Annotated in this window: 14 protein-coding genes and 1 pseudogene; 1 reads left to right on the top strand and 14 read right to left on the bottom strand. The window is 74.6% G+C overall.

The window, feature by feature from the left end; translation table 11 throughout:
* Positions 1 to 50 precede the first annotated feature (50 nt).
* The 14 genes from ABZ719_RS30795 to ABZ719_RS30860 form a co-directional block, all read right to left on the bottom strand.
* Positions 51 to 1,193, bottom strand: coding sequence for an alpha/beta hydrolase (locus ABZ719_RS30795; protein WP_366728432.1), 1,143 nt, complete (start codon positions 1,191 to 1,193; stop codon positions 51 to 53).
* A gap of 362 nt (positions 1,194 to 1,555) precedes the next feature.
* Positions 1,556 to 2,521, bottom strand: a complete 966-nt coding sequence (locus ABZ719_RS30800; protein ID WP_366728433.1) for an alpha/beta hydrolase — start codon at positions 2,519 to 2,521, stop codon at positions 1,556 to 1,558.
* Between the two features lie 505 nt (positions 2,522 to 3,026).
* On the bottom strand, positions 3,027 to 4,241 hold the full coding sequence (kynU, locus tag ABZ719_RS30805; RefSeq protein WP_366728434.1) for a kynureninase: 1,215 nt from the start codon (positions 4,239 to 4,241) through the stop codon (positions 3,027 to 3,029).
* On the bottom strand, positions 4,234 to 5,091 hold the full coding sequence (locus ABZ719_RS30810) for a tryptophan 2,3-dioxygenase family protein (protein WP_366728435.1): 858 nt from the start codon (positions 5,089 to 5,091) through the stop codon (positions 4,234 to 4,236). Before ABZ719_RS30810 ends, kynU begins: the two co-directional genes overlap by 8 nt.
* 146 nt (positions 5,092 to 5,237) lie before the next feature.
* A complete protein-coding gene (locus tag ABZ719_RS30815) occupies positions 5,238 to 5,651 on the bottom strand; it encodes a DUF3151 domain-containing protein (protein WP_366728436.1) in 414 nt (137 codons plus the stop codon).
* Between the two features lie 88 nt (positions 5,652 to 5,739).
* Positions 5,740 to 6,771 (bottom strand): class II fructose-bisphosphate aldolase, encoded by a 1,032-nt coding sequence (gene fbaA, locus ABZ719_RS30820; protein ID WP_366728437.1) that lies wholly within the window; start codon positions 6,769 to 6,771, stop codon positions 5,740 to 5,742.
* Positions 6,772 to 6,934: 163 nt separating this feature from the next.
* Entirely contained in the window at positions 6,935 to 7,483 is a 549-nt protein-coding gene (gene pyrE / locus ABZ719_RS30825; protein ID WP_366728438.1) for an orotate phosphoribosyltransferase, read from the bottom strand.
* A gap of 10 nt (positions 7,484 to 7,493) precedes the next feature.
* Positions 7,494 to 8,285 (bottom strand): aldose 1-epimerase, encoded by a 792-nt coding sequence (locus ABZ719_RS30830; protein ID WP_366728439.1) that lies wholly within the window; start codon positions 8,283 to 8,285, stop codon positions 7,494 to 7,496.
* Positions 8,286 to 8,379: 94 nt separating this feature from the next.
* Entirely contained in the window at positions 8,380 to 9,435 is a 1,056-nt protein-coding gene (locus ABZ719_RS30835; protein ID WP_366728440.1) for an SRPBCC domain-containing protein, read from the bottom strand.
* Between the two features lie 95 nt (positions 9,436 to 9,530).
* Positions 9,531 to 10,208, bottom strand: coding sequence for a response regulator transcription factor (locus ABZ719_RS30840; protein ID WP_366728441.1), 678 nt, complete (start codon positions 10,206 to 10,208; stop codon positions 9,531 to 9,533).
* Positions 10,205 to 11,431 (bottom strand): histidine kinase, encoded by a 1,227-nt coding sequence (locus ABZ719_RS30845; RefSeq protein ID WP_366728442.1) that lies wholly within the window; start codon positions 11,429 to 11,431, stop codon positions 10,205 to 10,207. The genes ABZ719_RS30840 and ABZ719_RS30845 overlap by 4 nt, the downstream gene beginning before the upstream one ends.
* A gap of 373 nt (positions 11,432 to 11,804) precedes the next feature.
* Positions 11,805 to 13,475, bottom strand: a complete 1,671-nt coding sequence (locus tag ABZ719_RS30850; protein WP_366728443.1) for a polyamine aminopropyltransferase — start codon at positions 13,473 to 13,475, stop codon at positions 11,805 to 11,807.
* Positions 13,476 to 13,563: 88 nt separating this feature from the next.
* On the bottom strand, positions 13,564 to 14,091 hold the full coding sequence (locus tag ABZ719_RS30855) for a DUF2617 family protein (protein ID WP_366728444.1): 528 nt from the start codon (positions 14,089 to 14,091) through the stop codon (positions 13,564 to 13,566).
* A 1,066-nt stretch (positions 14,092 to 15,157) separates the two neighbouring features.
* Positions 15,158 to 15,343: a hypothetical protein gene (locus ABZ719_RS30860; protein ID WP_366728445.1), complete on the bottom strand. Its 186-nt coding sequence runs from the start codon at positions 15,341 to 15,343 to the stop codon at positions 15,158 to 15,160.
* On the opposite strand from ABZ719_RS30860, the pseudogene ABZ719_RS30865 reads away from it, so the two are divergent.
* Positions 15,319 to 15,585 (top strand): annotated as a pseudogene (locus tag ABZ719_RS30865) (glycosyltransferase family 2 protein); the annotation flags it as partial. The gene ABZ719_RS30860 and the pseudogene ABZ719_RS30865 sit on opposite strands and share 25 nt — an antisense overlap.

Below are 15,585 nucleotides of genomic sequence, written 5' to 3' on the forward strand. Positions count from 1 at the left end.
GACGTGGAGGCGCGCGGCGGAGGCCTCTCGCGCGGCACGGGTTCGGTCGGTCACCGCAGCTCCTTCGGGGTGCCCAGGACGATCCGGGCCAGGTTGGTCAGGGACGGGGACCCGGGGGTGAAGTAGGCGCTGTGGCCGCCCTTTCCGGCCGGGAAGACACGGGCGCCGAAGGCCGGGTCCACGGGATCGGTGCCGAAGCCGACGGTGGTGCCGAACAGGCCGGCCCGCACATGCGGCACGTTCGCCACCCAGTCGTCGGCGCCGCGGGCCGCCCACACACGGGCCGGTGTGTGCAGCTCGGCCACGGAGGCGGCACCCGTGCCGGGGCTGCCGATCAGGGCGATGTCACTGACCTCCAGGCCGGCGGCGGCGCGGCCGCAGACCACCGAACCGTAGGAGTGGCACACCAGCGCGAGACGCGGTGGCCGGCCCGGCGCGCCCACCACGGCCCGCAGGTCGTGCACCAGCCGCCGCAGCTCCGGGGCCGCCCGCTCGGCGCGCCCGGTGGTGAGGACGGTGGTGCTGACGGTGCCCGGCGTCTCGTAGCCGAGCCAGGCGACGACCGCCGGGTGCGCGGTCCGCGGGGCCTGGCGGGCCAGTTCCCGGTACAGAGCCAGCGCGCCCGCCCGGAAGCGGCCGTAGGTGTCGAGGGAGGTGTCGGAGCCGGGGACGAGGACCGCCACGCGGTCCGCGTGCGCCAGGTCGCCGAGCACCTCGGTGACCCGGCCGGGACCGCGCCCGTCGAAGCCGAGCAACTGGCTGGAGCGGGACGCCAATTGCCGGTCCACGGCCGCGCGGTGCGCGTCTCCGTGCGCGGCGGCCATGCGGGCCGCCTGCGCGGCGTCGGCCCGGTTGGCCGCGTAGGCCGTGGTCAGTGTCGCCCGCGTCGGGGCGGCGAGGACGGCCGGGGCCGGGGCGGGGATGACTGGGCGGGCCGCCGCCGACAGCGGCACCACCACCGCCGCGATGACGAGCAGCGCGAGGAGGGCACGGCGCCAGCTGTGGGCGGGACGGCGCCCCGCCGCGGGGCGTGCTGCCCGCTCGGGACGCGCTTCCGTGTCGGGGCCTGCTGCCCTGGCGCCAGGTGCTGCCGCCTCGGGACCTGCTGCCCTGACGCGACGTGCTGCCGTCTCGGCGTCTGCGGCCGTCTCAGGGGCTGCGGCCGTCGCACCCTTCGTCCGTTCGATCCCCATGACCCGCATCCCCCTCCGCCGCGCCCGTCCGCCGGGCTCGCATGGAAGGGAAATTACGGATCCGGGGACGTCGTTCGCGTCCCGCCGCAGAGCTGTTCCTGGCCGTAGCTCTCAGGTACTACGGGTATGACCGGGCCGGGATGCGCGCCACCGGACGCTGCCACGGTGCGCCGGGCCCGGACGGACCGGACGGACCGGACAGACCGGAGGGACCAGGAGCCGCCACCCCCGCCCACGCCGGCCACCCGCCCGCGCGGGGTCCGCAGCCACCCGCGCAGGGTCCGCCTCCGCCCGCGCAGGGTCCGCCCCCGCCCGCGCGGGTGGCGCCACCGGCACGGATCGCGCGGCAGCATGTCCCCGGCTCACCAGGCCAGTTGGGCGATCTCCTCCGCCACCACCGCGCACGCGTCCGCCGCCGGGTCGATCAGCGGGAAGTGGCCGACCTCCTCCAGCAGGGTCAGGCCCACCACCTCACCGGCCTTCGCCGCCGCCTCCGCGTACGCCTCCGCCACGGCGTGCGGCACGTCCACGTCCGCACGCCCCTGCACCACGGTCGTCGCGATACCGGTGGGCAGCAGCAGGGAAGGATCCGCGTACGCCCGGCGCGCGGCGAACTCATCGGGTCCGCCGAGCAGTTGCAGCGCCGCTTGGCCGCACACGTTCAGCTTCCCGGCGACCTCGAAGTCGGCGATCGGGGCGAGGGCGACCACACCACGCAGCAGCGCCGGGCGGTCGGTGCGCCAGGGGGCGCCGGCGGGCAGGACGTGCCGCGCCGCCGCCCACAGGGCCAGCTGGCCGCCCGCCGAGTGACCGGTGAGGACGGTGCGGCGTGCGTCCGCCTGCGGCAGGGCCTCCCGGGCCAGCGCGGGCAGCGCGTCGAGCGCCGCCGCCACGTCGTCGAAGGTGTCCGGCCAGCGACCTGCGACCGGCTCCCCGCCCTCCTGCCCCCCGGTCCCGGCGGGCGAGGCCGGCGAGGGGCCGCGCCGGTACTCCACGTTGGCCACGGCGAAACCCCGGCGCGCGAGGAAGGCCGCGAAGGGGGTGATGTGGCGGCGGTCGTACGGCGCCCGCCAGGCGCCGCCGTGCAGCACCACGACGAGCGGGACGGAACCGGGATCCGCCGCTCCTGCGGCCCCCGCCGAGGCCCTGCGGGGAGCGTAGAAGTCGATCACCTGGTCGGGGTGGTCGCCGTAGGCGGCGGTGCTGTCCGGGTCGACGGCCGGGTGCGAGAGGACGGCCTCCTCCTCCGCCGCGGCACGCGCGGCGGCGCCACCGCCGGCGGTGTTCTCCGGTTCTGCGGCAGCGCGGGATGCGGCGGCGTCCGGCATGCTCCAACCTCTCAGCGACGGAACGGAATTGGCGGATCGGAACGAAGACGACGGACGGGACCGATCAGGAGCGGGTCCGGCCGTTGGCGGGGACGGTACCAGGCCGGTGACGTGCGCCGACACGCGGATGTCACGCTCGGTGAGGCCAGGGGGCCGACGGCCGGCGCCCGAGGACCCGGCCGCCTGAGCACCCGCCGGTCCGGCGCCCCCGGGACCCGACACCCCAGGGACCCCGACGACTCGGCGGCCCGGGGACCCGACGGCCCGGCGGCCCGACGACCCGACGGCCCCAGCACCCGGCGGCCCATAGGCACGGCGGCCCGGGGCCCGAGGACCCGGCAGCCCCGAGCGCGCGGGCGCAGGCACCGGCACGCCCCACCCCCGGACCGCACACCGGCCGCCTTGAGCTGCGACGAAAGGGGCGCCCGGCTCGCGACGCCCGGCACGCACGCTCGCAAGGCACCGGACGCCGCGAGCTGATCGGACTCCCCTCTTGTCCGCAGCTCTACGCCTCGCCCAGCACCGCCGCCAGCACCCGCGCCGCCCGTTCCACGTCACCGAACCCGACGTAGAGCGGTGTGAAGCCGAAGCGCAGGACGTCGGGGTGGCGGAAGTCGCCCACCACACCCCGTTCGATCAGCCGCTTCATCACCGTCCCGGCGTCCGCGCACCGCAGGGCCACCTGGCTGCCCCGCTGCCCGTGCGCCGCCGGAGTCACCGATTCCACGCGTCCGGCGGGCACGTACGCGCCGACGCACTCCAGGAAGAAGTCGGTCAGCGCCAGGGACTTGCTCCGCACCGCCTCGATCGGCACTGCGTCCCAGACCTCCAGGGACGCCTCCAGGGCGAGCAGGGACAGGATGTCCGGGGTGCCGACCCGGCCCCGCAGCGCGCCCCGCGCCGGCTCGTACTCCGGGCGCATCCCGAAGGGCTCGGCGTGCGAGTTCCAGCCGGGCAGCGGGGAGTCGAAACGGTCCTGAAGGTCTCGGCGGACGTACAGGAACGCCGGTGACCCCGGGCCTCCGTTGAGGTACTTGTACGTGCAGCCGACCGCCAGGCCGACGCCGTGCTCGTCCAGCCCGACCGGCAGGGCGCCCGCGCTGTGGCACAGGTCCCACACGGCGTACGCCCCCGCCGCGTGCACCGCCGCCGTCAGGGACGGCAGGTCGTGCAGGCGGCCGGTGCGGTAGTCGACGTGGTTGAGCAGCACCGCGGCGGTGCGCCCGGACAGCTCTGCGGGCACGTCCCCGGGCGCGACCGGGCGCAGGGTGCAGCCGGTCATCCGGGCGGCGGACCCCGCGATGTACCCGTCCGTGGGGAAGGTCGTCGCGTCGACGAGGATCTCGTCGCGAAGGCCACCGGCCGGCGCACCGCCCGCCTCACGGGCCATCCGCACCGCCGCCACCAGCGCCTTGAAGACGTTGACGCTGGTCGAGTCGCCCACCACGATCTGCCCGGGCGCCGCGCCGACCAGCGGAGCGATCCGGTCGCCGATCCGTTCGGGCGCGGTCCACCAGCCGCTCTCGTCCCAGGAGCGGATGCGCAGCTCACCCCACTGGCGGCGCACCACGTCCGCGACCCGGTCCGGAACGTGCGCCGGGAGCGCGCCCAGCGAGTTCCCGTCGAGGTAGACCACCTCGTCCAGGACGAACCGGTCGCGCAGCGCGCCCAGCTCGTCGGCGGCGTCCAGCGCCTCCGCCCTGCTCAGGAGTTCAGACATGCGACCGCGCCGTCCACAGCTCGGGGAACACGTTCTTCTGCGCCCGCTTCTCCAGCCAGGCCACACCGGCGGAGCCGCCCGTGCCGGACTTGGCGCCCATCGCGCGCCGGGTCGCGACCAGGTGGTCGTTGCGCCATCGCCACACCAGCTCGGCCACGTCCGTCAGCGCCTCGCCGAGCCGGGCGAGTTCGTCGTCCGGGTCGCCCTCGTACAGCGCCGTCCAGACGGCCTCCACCTCCTGCGAGGGCTCGTGGCGCAGCGACACGTCGCGCCGCAGGACGGCGTCCGGGACGGGGTGCCCGCGCCGGGCCAGCAGGCGCAGGACCTCGTCGTAGAGGCTCGGCTCGTGCAGCGCCTTCTCCAGTTCGGCGTGGACGCGGGGCGCGCCGCGGTGCGGGACGAGCATCGACGCTGACTTCTCGCCGAGCAGGAACTCCATGCGGCGGTACATCGCCGACTGGAAGCCGGAGCCCTCGCCGAGGGCGCCCCGGTAGCTGTTGAACTGGGCGGGCGTGAGCTGCCCGAGCGGCTTCCAGGAGGCGTTCAGCGCCTCCAGCTCCCGGACGGACCGCTTGAGCGCGGCCCTGGCGGTGGGGACGTCGTCGGCGCGCAGCGCACGGGCCGCCGTCTCCCACTCGTGGACGATGACGGTGAACCACAGCTCCATGACCTGGGTGGTGACCAGGAAGACCATCTCTCCGGGGTCGTCGGAGAGGGTGTGCTGGAGGTGGGTGAGCACGTCCGCCTTGACGTAGTCCTCGTACGGTGTCGTGCCTTCGAAGTCGAGATGCGGGGTCTCGGGCTCAGCTGCGTCTGCGGGACTGGGCGTCCGTTGAGCCTGGTGGGACATCGCTGTCTCCTGCATGTACTCCGGGTAGCGGTCCGCCCTGCCGTTACCGGCACGGGGCCCCGGTCCCCGACGGCATCCTCCGCAATGTTCCCAGGAAACCGCAAGGCCCGCCCACGCACGGCGGACGGGCCAGGACGTGCCACGGATCAGCCCAGCACCTGGGCCGCCGTCGGCGAGGAGTCCTTCAGGAACTCCGAGCAGCGCTCGTACTCCTCCTTCTCGCCGATCGCGCGGGCGGCGCGGGCGAGGGCGTGCAGGGCGCGCAGGAAGCCGCGGTTGGGCTCGTGCTCCCAGGGCACCGGGCCGTGGCCCTTCCAGCCGCTGCGGCGCAGGGCGTCCAGACCGCGGTGGTAGCCCGTACGGGCGTAGGCGTACGACTCCACGACGCCGCCCCGCTCGTACGCCTCGTCGGCCAGCAGGGCCCAGGCCAGCGAGGACGCCGGGTACTTCGCGGCGACGTCGGTGGCGGAGGCGCCGTCGGCCAGCAGCTCGCGCGGCCCGGGGTCGTCGGGCAGGTGGGTCGGGGGCGGTCCCCCGAGGAGGTTCTCGTGAATGGCCATGGGCACCAGTCTGCGTCATGCCGGGAGCGGACGTGCGAGGGCCCGGCACCCCTGGGCGGGATGCCGGGCCCTCGCGCGTCCGCGGCCGCTACTTGATCCTGGTGCCCGTCGAGCGCAGGTTGCCGCAGGCCTCCACCACGCGCGCGGCCATGCCGGCCTCGGCCAGCTTGCCCCAGGTGCGCGGGTCGTAGGTCTTCTTGGAGCCGACCTCGCCGTCGACCTTCAGGACACCGTCGTAGTTCTTGAACATGTGGTCGACGACCGGACGCGTGAAGGCGTACTGCGTGTCGGTGTCGATGTTCATCTTGACCACGCCGTTCTCCAGGGCGGTGCGGATCTCCTCCTCCGTGGAGCCGGAGCCGCCGTGGAAGACGAAGTCGAACGGCTGGCTGCCGGCCGGGCGGCCGTACTTCTCCGCGACGCCTTCGTTGAGGTCCTTCAGCAGGTCGGGGCGGAGGACGACGTTGCCCGGCTTGTACACGCCGTGCACGTTGCCGAAGGAGGCGGCCAGCAGGTAGCGGCCCTTGTCGCCCAGGCCCAGCGCCTCGGCGGTGCGGATCGCGTCCTCGACGGTGGTGTACAGGGAGTCGTTGATCTCGTGGGAGACGCCGTCCTCCTCACCGCCGGTCGGGGTGATCTCGACCTCGAGGACGATCTTGGCGGCGCGGGCCTGCTCCAGCAGCTCCTGCGCGATCCGGAGGTTGTCGGCGAGGGTCTCCGCGGAGCCGTCCCACATGTGGGACTGGAACAGCGGGTTCAGGCCGGCCTCGACGCGCTTCTTGGAGAGCGCGAGCAGCGGGCGCACGTACCCGTCGAGCTTGTCCTTGGGGCAGTGGTCGGTGTGCAGCGCGATGTTGACCGGGTACTTCTCGGCGATGATGTGCGCGTACTCGGCCAGGGCCACGGCACCGGTGACCATGTCCTTGCTGTACTGGCCGCCCAGGAACTCGGCACCACCCGTGGAGATCTGGACGATGCCGTCGCTCTCCGCCTCGGCGAAGCCGCGCAGCGCCGCGTTCAGGGTCTGCGAGGACGTCACGTTGATGGCCGGGTAGGCGAACTTGCCTGCCTTCGCCCGGTCGAGCATCTCGTTGTAGACCTCGGGGGTTGCGATGGGCATCTGTCCGCTCCTTGTATGTGCGGGGTGCGTTCTGCGTACTTACGGCCCTGACCTAGGGAGTGACGTCATCGTCGGCCCCATCTTCGCAGACGGAGCCCGATGCTTCGGACACCCTGTCCAGCCTGTGGATGACCGGGTCGCGCGGCCCGCACCCCGCCCCGGATCAGTCCAGTCCCAGGTCGTCCTTCGAGTACGCGAACACGTACGGCACGCCCGCCCGCTCGGCGATCGCCTCGGCCGCGCCCGTGGCCCGGTCGACGATCGTGGCGACCGCGACGACCTCCGCGCCGGCCTCGCGCAGCGCCTCCACCGCGGTCAGCACCGAGCCGCCGGTGGTGGAGGTGTCCTCGACGGCGAGCACCCGGCGGCCCGCGACCTCGGTGCCCTCGATACGGCGCTGCAGACCGTGCGCCTTGCCCGCCTTGCGCACGACGAACGCGTCGAGCGTCCTCCCGCGCGCGGCGGAGGCGTGCAGCATCGCGGTGGCCACCGGGTCGGCGCCCAGGGTGAGGCCGCCGACCGCCTCGTAGTCCAGGTCCGCGGTCAGGTCGAGCATGACCTGACCGACCAGCGGGGCGGCCACACCGTCGAGGGTGATGCGGCGGAGGTCGACGTAGTAGTCGGCTTCCTTGCCCGACGACAGGGTCACCTTGCCGTGCACCACGGCCTTGTCCTTGATCTGCTGCAGCAGCTCGCCGCGAACGTCGCTCATGGCAGTCAGCTTAAGCGCGGCGCCAGGCCCAGGTGGTCGTGGCCTCCAGCGGTTCCAGCGGCGTGACCAGGCGCGGGTGGGTGTTGAGGCCGTCGGGCGGGCCGGTCTGCGGCTCCACGCACACCGCGCTGTCCTGCTCGTCGTAGACGACGACCCACTCCTCGGGGCTGGTCACCTTCAGCTCCAGCTGCCCCGGCCAGGTGAGGGTGACGTCGACACCGCCCGGCATGCCGAAGCAGTCGTCCCAGGGTCCCGGGCGCGGGTCGATGCGGCGGCCGGTGGGCAGGTGGTCGTCGCCGCGCTCCTCCTGCCAGCCGGGCTCGAACGCGAGCCGCACGTCCTCGCCGCCCAGGTTGCGGTGGAACCACGGGTGCCAGCCGATCTGCGCCGGGAAGGAGGAGTGGTACGTCTCCACGGACATCGACAGCGTCAGGGCGTCCTCGGTCAGGGCGACCACCTGGGTGACCCGGCCGGGGTAGGGCCAGGGGCCGACGAGGTCGTACGTCAGCACCGCCTCGCCCGCCGAGGTGCGGGCGGTGCGCCAGGCGCCGTCGCGGGCGGTGCCGTGGATGGCGTGCGGCGGGGAGTTGAGCGGCATCTGGTGGACCGTGGCGCCGTCACGGAACCTGCCCTCGCGGATCCGGCCGCACCAGGGGACCATCGGGAAACAGCCGAACCGGTCACCCTGGCGGAGCAGTTCGAGCCCGCCCACCCGCAGTCCCCCGATGCGGCCGCCGTGGCCCGGCCGTACGGTCGCTTCCGCGTCGCCCGCGGTCAGCGTGATGTCTTCGTCGTCGCTCACGGAACGAGGCTACTGGGCCGATCAAGGGCGCGTGCCGTTCCCGAGCCGTGCTCCGCCCCAGGTCGTCCCGCGGCCGTGGCGACCGGTGGCGCGCTCAGCGGCGGCGGCGCAGGGCCCGGCCCACGACGATCGCCGACGCCACGACCAGTGCGGCGGCGGGGGCCGCCCAGCGCAGGGTGGGCCCCGCGGAGACGGTGAGCGGGGCGGGCACGGGGGCGTAGCGGCCGCGGGGCGGCGCGTGGTCGACCTCCTCCGCGCTGCGGCCGATCATCGTCCGCCGGGCGTGCGCGGCCTCGGCGGGCGGGTCGGCGGGCTCGGCGGGCACGGGGGCGGGCTCGGCCGGGAGATCGGCGGGCTCGGCCGGGAGATCGGCGGGCTCGGCCGGGAGATCGGCGGGCTCGGCGGGGAGGTCGGCGGGCTGGCCTGTGGTTCCGGTCCCGTCTTCCTCGGTCGCGCTCCCGGCCGCCTTCTCCTCCGCGTCGTCGTCGGCGAGCGGATCGAGGGAGGAGGGCGGGATCTCGGTGTCGAAGACGGAGACGTGCTCGGACGGGTCGGCGGGGCGCTGCTCGCCCGGGGCGGGGGGCGGGGCGGCGTCGGCGGGAGGGGCGGCCTGGGCCTCGGCGGGGCCGGGCGGCGGGGCCGGGGTGTCGTCCGCGTCGGGCGCGGCCTCGAAATCACCCGTCGCCAGGGGGGCGAAGTCCTCCGTGGCGAGCGACGGGGCGGACTCGGCGGCGCCGGCCGCCAGGTTCTCCGCGAAGCGGTTCAGCAGCCGCGTCACCGCGGTCCGTACGGCCTCCGGGTCCAGCTCGGCGACCCGGCCGCCGGCCGAGGCGGTGCCGCCGAAGGTGAGGGCCGCGCCCTCGTCGGTGTCCCGCAGGCGCAGGGTGAGCGCGAGCTTCACCGAGCCGGTCCCGCGGGACTCGGCCGCCTCGCCCTCGACGGCGTACCCGCCGTCGTCGCGGGCCAGGACGCGCAGGGTGCCGCGGTAGGTGATGGAGTGGCTGCCGACGCGGATCTTCAGGCGTCCGGCGACGGGATCGGTGCCCGCCTCCTGCTGGAGCCCGGGGACCGCCCGGGCCACCTGCGCGGGGTCGGCGAGCGCCGCCCGCAGCCGCCGGGCCGGAACCGGAACGAACACCTCGTGCTCCATGTCAGCCGAGACTACCCAGTAGCGCGCCGGATTACCCTCCCCGGATGTCCTCCGCCCCCGCCGGCTCTGGGCTCCCCCGGGGTTCCTCCGCCCCGTCAGCTCTCGCCTCCCGGGCGGACCAGCCCCGTCTCGTAGGCCAGGACCACCGCCTGGGCGCGGCTGGTCAGGCTGAGCTTGGTCATCGTGCGGTTGAGGTGGGTCTTGACCGTGGCCTCGCTGATGAAGAGGCGGTCGGAGGCCTCGGCGTTGGTCAGGCCGCGGGCGACCAGACGGAGGACCTCGACCTCGCGCGAGGTCAGCGCGTCCAGCACGGCCGGGGCGTCCGCGGGCGCGGCCGAGGTGTCCGGCCGTTCGGTGAACGCCTCGACCAGCCGCCGGGTGACCACGGGTGCGAACAGGGAGTCACCGCCGTGCACCGCGTTCACCGCCGCCAGCAGGCGCTCCGGTCCCGCGTCCTTGAGCAGGAAGCCCGCCGCGCCGGCCCGCAGGGCCCCGTACACGTACTCGTCGAGGTCGAAGGTGGTGAGGATCAGGATGCGCGGCGCGGGGTCGGGGGCGTCGGCGAGGATCCGCCGGGTCGCCTCGATGCCCGTCATCCCGGGCATGCGGATGTCCATGAGGATCACGTCCGGCCGGGTCGTCGCGGTCAGGGCCACCGCCTCCGCCCCGTCGGCGGCCTCCCCCACCACCCGCATCCCGGGGGCGGCGCGCAGCAGCGCGGCCAGTCCGCTCCGCACGAGGAACTGATCGTCCACCACCAGCACGTCGATCATTCCGGGACGGCGTCTCCCCGGCGTGCGGCCTGGTCCTGCGCCGGAAGGGTCAGATGCACGCCGAATCCCCCCTCGCGTCGCGGGCCGACGACGATCGTCCCCCCGTAGAGCTTGGCGCGCTCGCGCATGCCGATCAAGCCATGTCCCGTCGAGCCGGGGAATCTGGCCAAAACCGCTCCGTCGTCGGTGACCGATACGTCCAGCTCGCCCGGAAGGTAGGTGAGTTCGACGACGGCGTTCGCGCCGCGGGCGTGCTTCAGTACGTTGGCCAGGGCCTCCTGGACCACCCGGTAGACGCACAGCTGCACGCCGGGCGAGAGGGGTCTCGCGGTGCCGCGCACCCGCAGTTCGACGGGGACGCCGCCGGCCCTGACCCGCTCCACCATCTCCTCCAGCCGGTCGAGCCCGGGCGCCGGCTCGGTGGCGGCGCGGCCCGCCGGCGCTCCGCCCGGTCCGTCCGCGCCGCAGGGGATGTCCGGGCTGCCCGGTCCCTCCGCGTCGTCCGTCTCGTCCAGTCCGTCCGCACGCAGCAGGCCGAGCATGCGCCTGAGTTCGGCCAGGGCCTCGCCGCCCGCAGAGCCGATGACGGTGAGCGCCTCGCGGGCCGTGCGGGCGTCGGTGTCGAAGACGAACCGGGCCAGGCCCGCCTGGACGTTGATGACGGCCATGTGGTGGGCGATCACGTCGTGCAGCTCGCGCGCGATGCGCACCCGTTCCAGGGCGGCCTCGCGCCGGGCCCGCCGGGCCTGTTCGGCGCGGAGGAGCACGGTCAGCTCGGCGGTCCTGCGGGCGCCGTGGCCGAACCACCACAGGACGAGCGGGTAGCCGACCGCCTGGCCGATGACCGACAGCATGGTCCCGGCACCGCTGACCACTCCCGCGTAGATCCACGTACCCCCCAGCAGGACCGCGCAGGCGGCGGCGGTGCGGGCGGGCCGGGTCGCGGCCACCGTGTAGAGGGCGACCATCGCGGCGGGCGCGTCCACCACCGGCCAGTGGCCGAGGGTGACGAGGGCGGTCCAGCTCAGATGGACGAGGAGGAGGACGGCGACGGGGGCCCGGCCGCGCAGGACGAGCGGCAGGTTCGCGAGGGCGACGAGGGCCCAGGCGAGGGGGTCGAGCGGGGACCACCCCCGTGTGGCGGCCTCGGCGCCGAGCAGACACGCGAGGGCCGTCGGCACCAGGGCCGTCAGGCCGTCGACCGCGCGGGGGTGGATCCGCATCGGCGGAGCCTAGTCCCGCTTCCCGGCCCCTCGCGTCACCCCTGCGCCGTACCGCGGAAGTTGCAGACGGACGGGCGAGTACCGCACAGGTTGACGGGCGGATCCACCCGCCGCGGGATTCGGCCGCCCCGTGAGTGCCCATAGGTTCGTGCGGCGACGGCGGCACGGGGGACCGGATCGGCGAAACGGCGACGGGGGACGTGCCGGGGGCCGGCCGGGGCCGCCCTACGGGGGGGGGGACGCGTGGGGGTACGGCGGCCCGTCCCTCTCCCGGGGGGAGAGCGGGACGGGCCGCCCACCGCGCACGCTCCCCCCTCACCCCTCATCCTTCTTTTTCTGCCTTCCGCGGGCGGGCCGCAGGAACGTTGCTGCCTCAGTTCGCGTAGCGCGGGTGGACGAGCGTCGAGGGTGCCTGCCCCAGGACGCGGGCGCGGGACGCGGCGCGCGCGTCCGCCGCGAGGGTGCCCTGGGTGAGGGTGCGCGGGCGCGGGGCCCGTGGGTCCAGGGTCAGGACGGGTGGTGTGCGCGAGGCCAGCACGAAACCCCAGTCGCGGGGCGCGCGGGCCGCCCCGGTGGTCCGGTCGGGTCCCGCGGCGAAGCCGCACTCGCGGCCGCTCACCCGGTAGGGCACCGTCCGCAGCCCGGCCGCGCGCACCGTCGCCTCGACCGTCCAGAACACGCGCGGGCGGGCGGAGAACGGCCCCGCGTGCACCGCCAGCCGCCCGCCGGGCGCCATGGCGCGTCGGGCCAGGTCGTAGAACTCCCGTGCGTACAGCTTGGTGCTCGCGGTGATGCCCGGATCGGGCAGGTCCTCGATCACCACGTCGTACGCCGACACCGGGGCCCGGCGCAGCCAGCCGAAGGCGTCGGCCGTCGCCACGTGGACGCGCCGGTCGGCGTACACGTGGCCGTTCAGCGCGGACAGCGCCGGGTCGGTGCGGGCGAGGCGGCCGACCGCCGGGTCGAGTTCGACGACGTCCACCCGCTGGACGCCTCGGTGGCGCAGCACCTCGCGGGCGGCGAGGCCGTCGCCGCCGCCGAGGATCAGCACGCGGGCGTGCCGTCCGGCCATCGCCGGGTGGACGAGCGCCTCGTGGTAGCGGCGCTCGTCCTTGCCGCTGACCCGCAGCCGCCCGTCGAGGAAGAGGTCCAGCGGGCGCCCGCGGGTGCCGCCGGTGAGGACGACCTCCTGGACGCCGGTCTGCAGCGCCACCCGCACGTCGCCGCCGTACACCGCGTGCCGGGCGGCCCGTTCGAAGTCACCGACCATGACGGCGGCCGACGCCAGTACACCGAGCACGGCGAGGTTGACGAGGAGCAGCAGCCAGCGGGCGCGCCGGGTCAGGTCGCGGCGGAACAGTCCGAGGACGAGGCCGCCGCCGGCCACCACGTTGACCGCGCCGGTGAGCAGCGCGCCCGTCAACTGGCCCAGCAGCGGGAGCAGGAGGAAGGGGAAGGCGAGACCGCCGACGAGCGCGCCGACGTAGTCAGCGGCGAACAGGTCGGCCACCGCACCGCCCGCGTCCTGACGGCGGATCCGCTGGATCAGCTCCATCAGCAGCGGTACCTCGGCACCGATCAGCAGCCCTATCGCGAGGGAGAAGGCGACCAGCAGGCAGCGCGGGCCGTTCGCCCACGGACCGCCCCAGGCGCCGGTCCAGGCGAAGACGGCGTACAGGGCCATGGCGCTCAGGCCGCCGACGAGGGCGAGGGTCGCCTCGATGGCGCCGAAGCCGATGGCGGCGTGGCGGCGCAGCCGCTTCGCGGCGAGCGAGCCGATGCCCATGGCGAAGACCATGACGGAGAGCACGACGGACGCCTGGGTGACCGAGTCGCCGATCAGGTAGGAGGCCAGCGCGACCAGCTCGAGTTCGTACACCAGGCCGCAGGCCGCACAGACGAAGACGCCCGCGAGGACGAGGAACCGGCCGGTGCCCGGCCGGACGGGCAGCCGCGCGGGGCGGCTCCAGGAGTGCGCCGGGGAAGGCGGGGCCGGGCAGGGCGGAGCCGGGCCTGGCGGGGCCGGGGTGGGCGATTCGATCACGACTGCGACGTTACGTCACGGTTGCGGCACACAGCGTCACCCACACGTGTGGAAACGGCAGTTGCCGCCGCGCCGGGGCCGGGCGCGTTCAGTTGACGGTGACCGGGGCCAGCCTGCGCGCCCCGACCCGGGTGCGGGTCGCCACCAACTGGCCGTCCTGCGGGTAGGCGTGCCAGGTGCGCCAGTGCACCTGGCCGTCCTGGCGCTGCGCCAGCATCGCGGTGAAGGCGTGCGGGCTGCCGGGGAAGACACCGGCGAGACCGTGCGGGTGGTCGGCGACGAGGGCGAGCAACTCCTGGGCGCGGCCCGCGAACGAGCCGGGCGTGAGTTCCTCGACGCGTGCCGCGAACTCGTACTCCCAGTCGCCGACCCGCTTGGCGACGCCCAGGGGGAGCGGCGTGCTGGATCCGGCGATGCAGGCGACCGTCTCCGAACAGGCGCCCCGCTCCTCCTCCAGGAGGACCTGGTGGGAGGCGCCGAGCAGTCTCAACTGGAGGTTCACCCCGGCCATTTCGAGGTCGAGCACGGCCAGGGCGGGCAGCGGCTCACGCCCCAGGGCCCAGGCGAGGTCCGCCGCGCTCGTGTCGGTGTAGGAGGTGTTCAGGGTGGTGAGCATGGATCGGCTCCGCTAGCACGCAGAAGAGAGAAGGGCTGGGGACCCGGCGCACCCCGGTCGGCACGGGGAGGACGGTCCGGTAACCCCGGTTCGGAATCCAGTTCAGAACCGGTCCGGAAGAGGTGTGAGCAGGATGTCCTGGGGGCTGCGTCGGCGAGGTAGAGCGAATCATGAACGGCGGCGCCGCCACAGCGTTTTTACCCAACATCGGAGGGTTTCCATCCCTCAGAGGGCCTACCTGCTCAACTGTTCAACCACGGCGTACGCCTCGGCGCGCAAAAGGCGCGCGTATCGCGCCTCGGACAACCGTGCGCCCGGCGGCCGCCTGCCGCCGCGCAACCCCTACGCCCGCCGCGCGCCTGGCAGTTGGGCCACCGCCCCCGGCCGCCTCCCCCGGATCAGCCCCGCTCCCCCTTCGGCAGCCCGACCCCCGTGGACCGTCTCCCCTGGACCATCACCGTCGGCCGCCTCCGACCCCCTCTCTGGACCCTCGCCGTCGGCCGCTCCCCTCGGCCGTCCCCGTCGATGCCCCCGTCAGCCGCTCCCGCACCCACCGCCGCAGGACGAGCCGCCCCCGCACGAGGAACCACCGCCGCACGACGAGTGGCCGCCGCACGAGTGCCCCCCGCAGGAGTGGTGACCGCCCGAGTGGTGTCCCGACGAACCGCCGTCCGACGGGCCCGCGTCCGACGACGCCCACCAGCTGGCGCTCCCGGCGCTCCCCCCGCCCACGCTGTACGACCGCACGCGCCGGCGCTTGGACAGCCGGACCCCGCCCCCGCGCCGGCGCTTCGCGCGCACGGCCGAGACCAGACAGCCGGCCACCGCCAGCACGACCAGCGCCATGAGAACTGCGGAAACCATGGCGTCACGCTCCTTCCGATCCCCCCGGGGCAACCCCCGGAAGTCCCCCGAAACGGCCCCCCGTGGGCGTCTCGTTCCTTGCGTGACCGGGAGATGCCCGGCCGCCGCACCGGCCAAAGCGCACTTGAGGAACTTCTGAGGGTCAACGCAAAGAAAAGGCCCCTGACCTGTACCGATGGGCAGATCAGGGGCCGTCCGAAGCTCACTGGGCCGTCTGTGGGCCGTCTTCCTTCTCAGCAGCGTGTTGAAACACGGTGTCGATGGCACGCCGGGCACGCTCGCGGCTGTCGGGCATCAGGTGGGCGTACACCCGCAGCGTCAGCGCCGGGTCGGCATGCCCCATGTACTCGCTGACGGCCTTGCGACCCGCCGGCCGGACCGATCGCACAGGGCGCCGTCCTGGAACGGTGGCGGACGCACAACTACAGGGCGCAGGTGCACCCGGCGACGTTGTGCGCGCGACGCGACCTGGTGACGGCGTTGGGCGGCTGGATGGCGTTGCCGTCTTCGGAGGACACCGGCCTCTTGATGGCCCTGAACGCCGTCAGCACCGGATGGTTCATCGAGGAGTGCGGACTCCTCTACCGCAAGTGGCCCGGCCAGACCACAGCCCAGGACGCCCACCACCAC

Origin of the sequence: Streptomyces sp. NPDC006743, from assembly GCF_040703815.1 — a bacterium.
Lineage (GTDB): Bacteria > Actinomycetota > Actinomycetes > Streptomycetales > Streptomycetaceae > Streptomyces.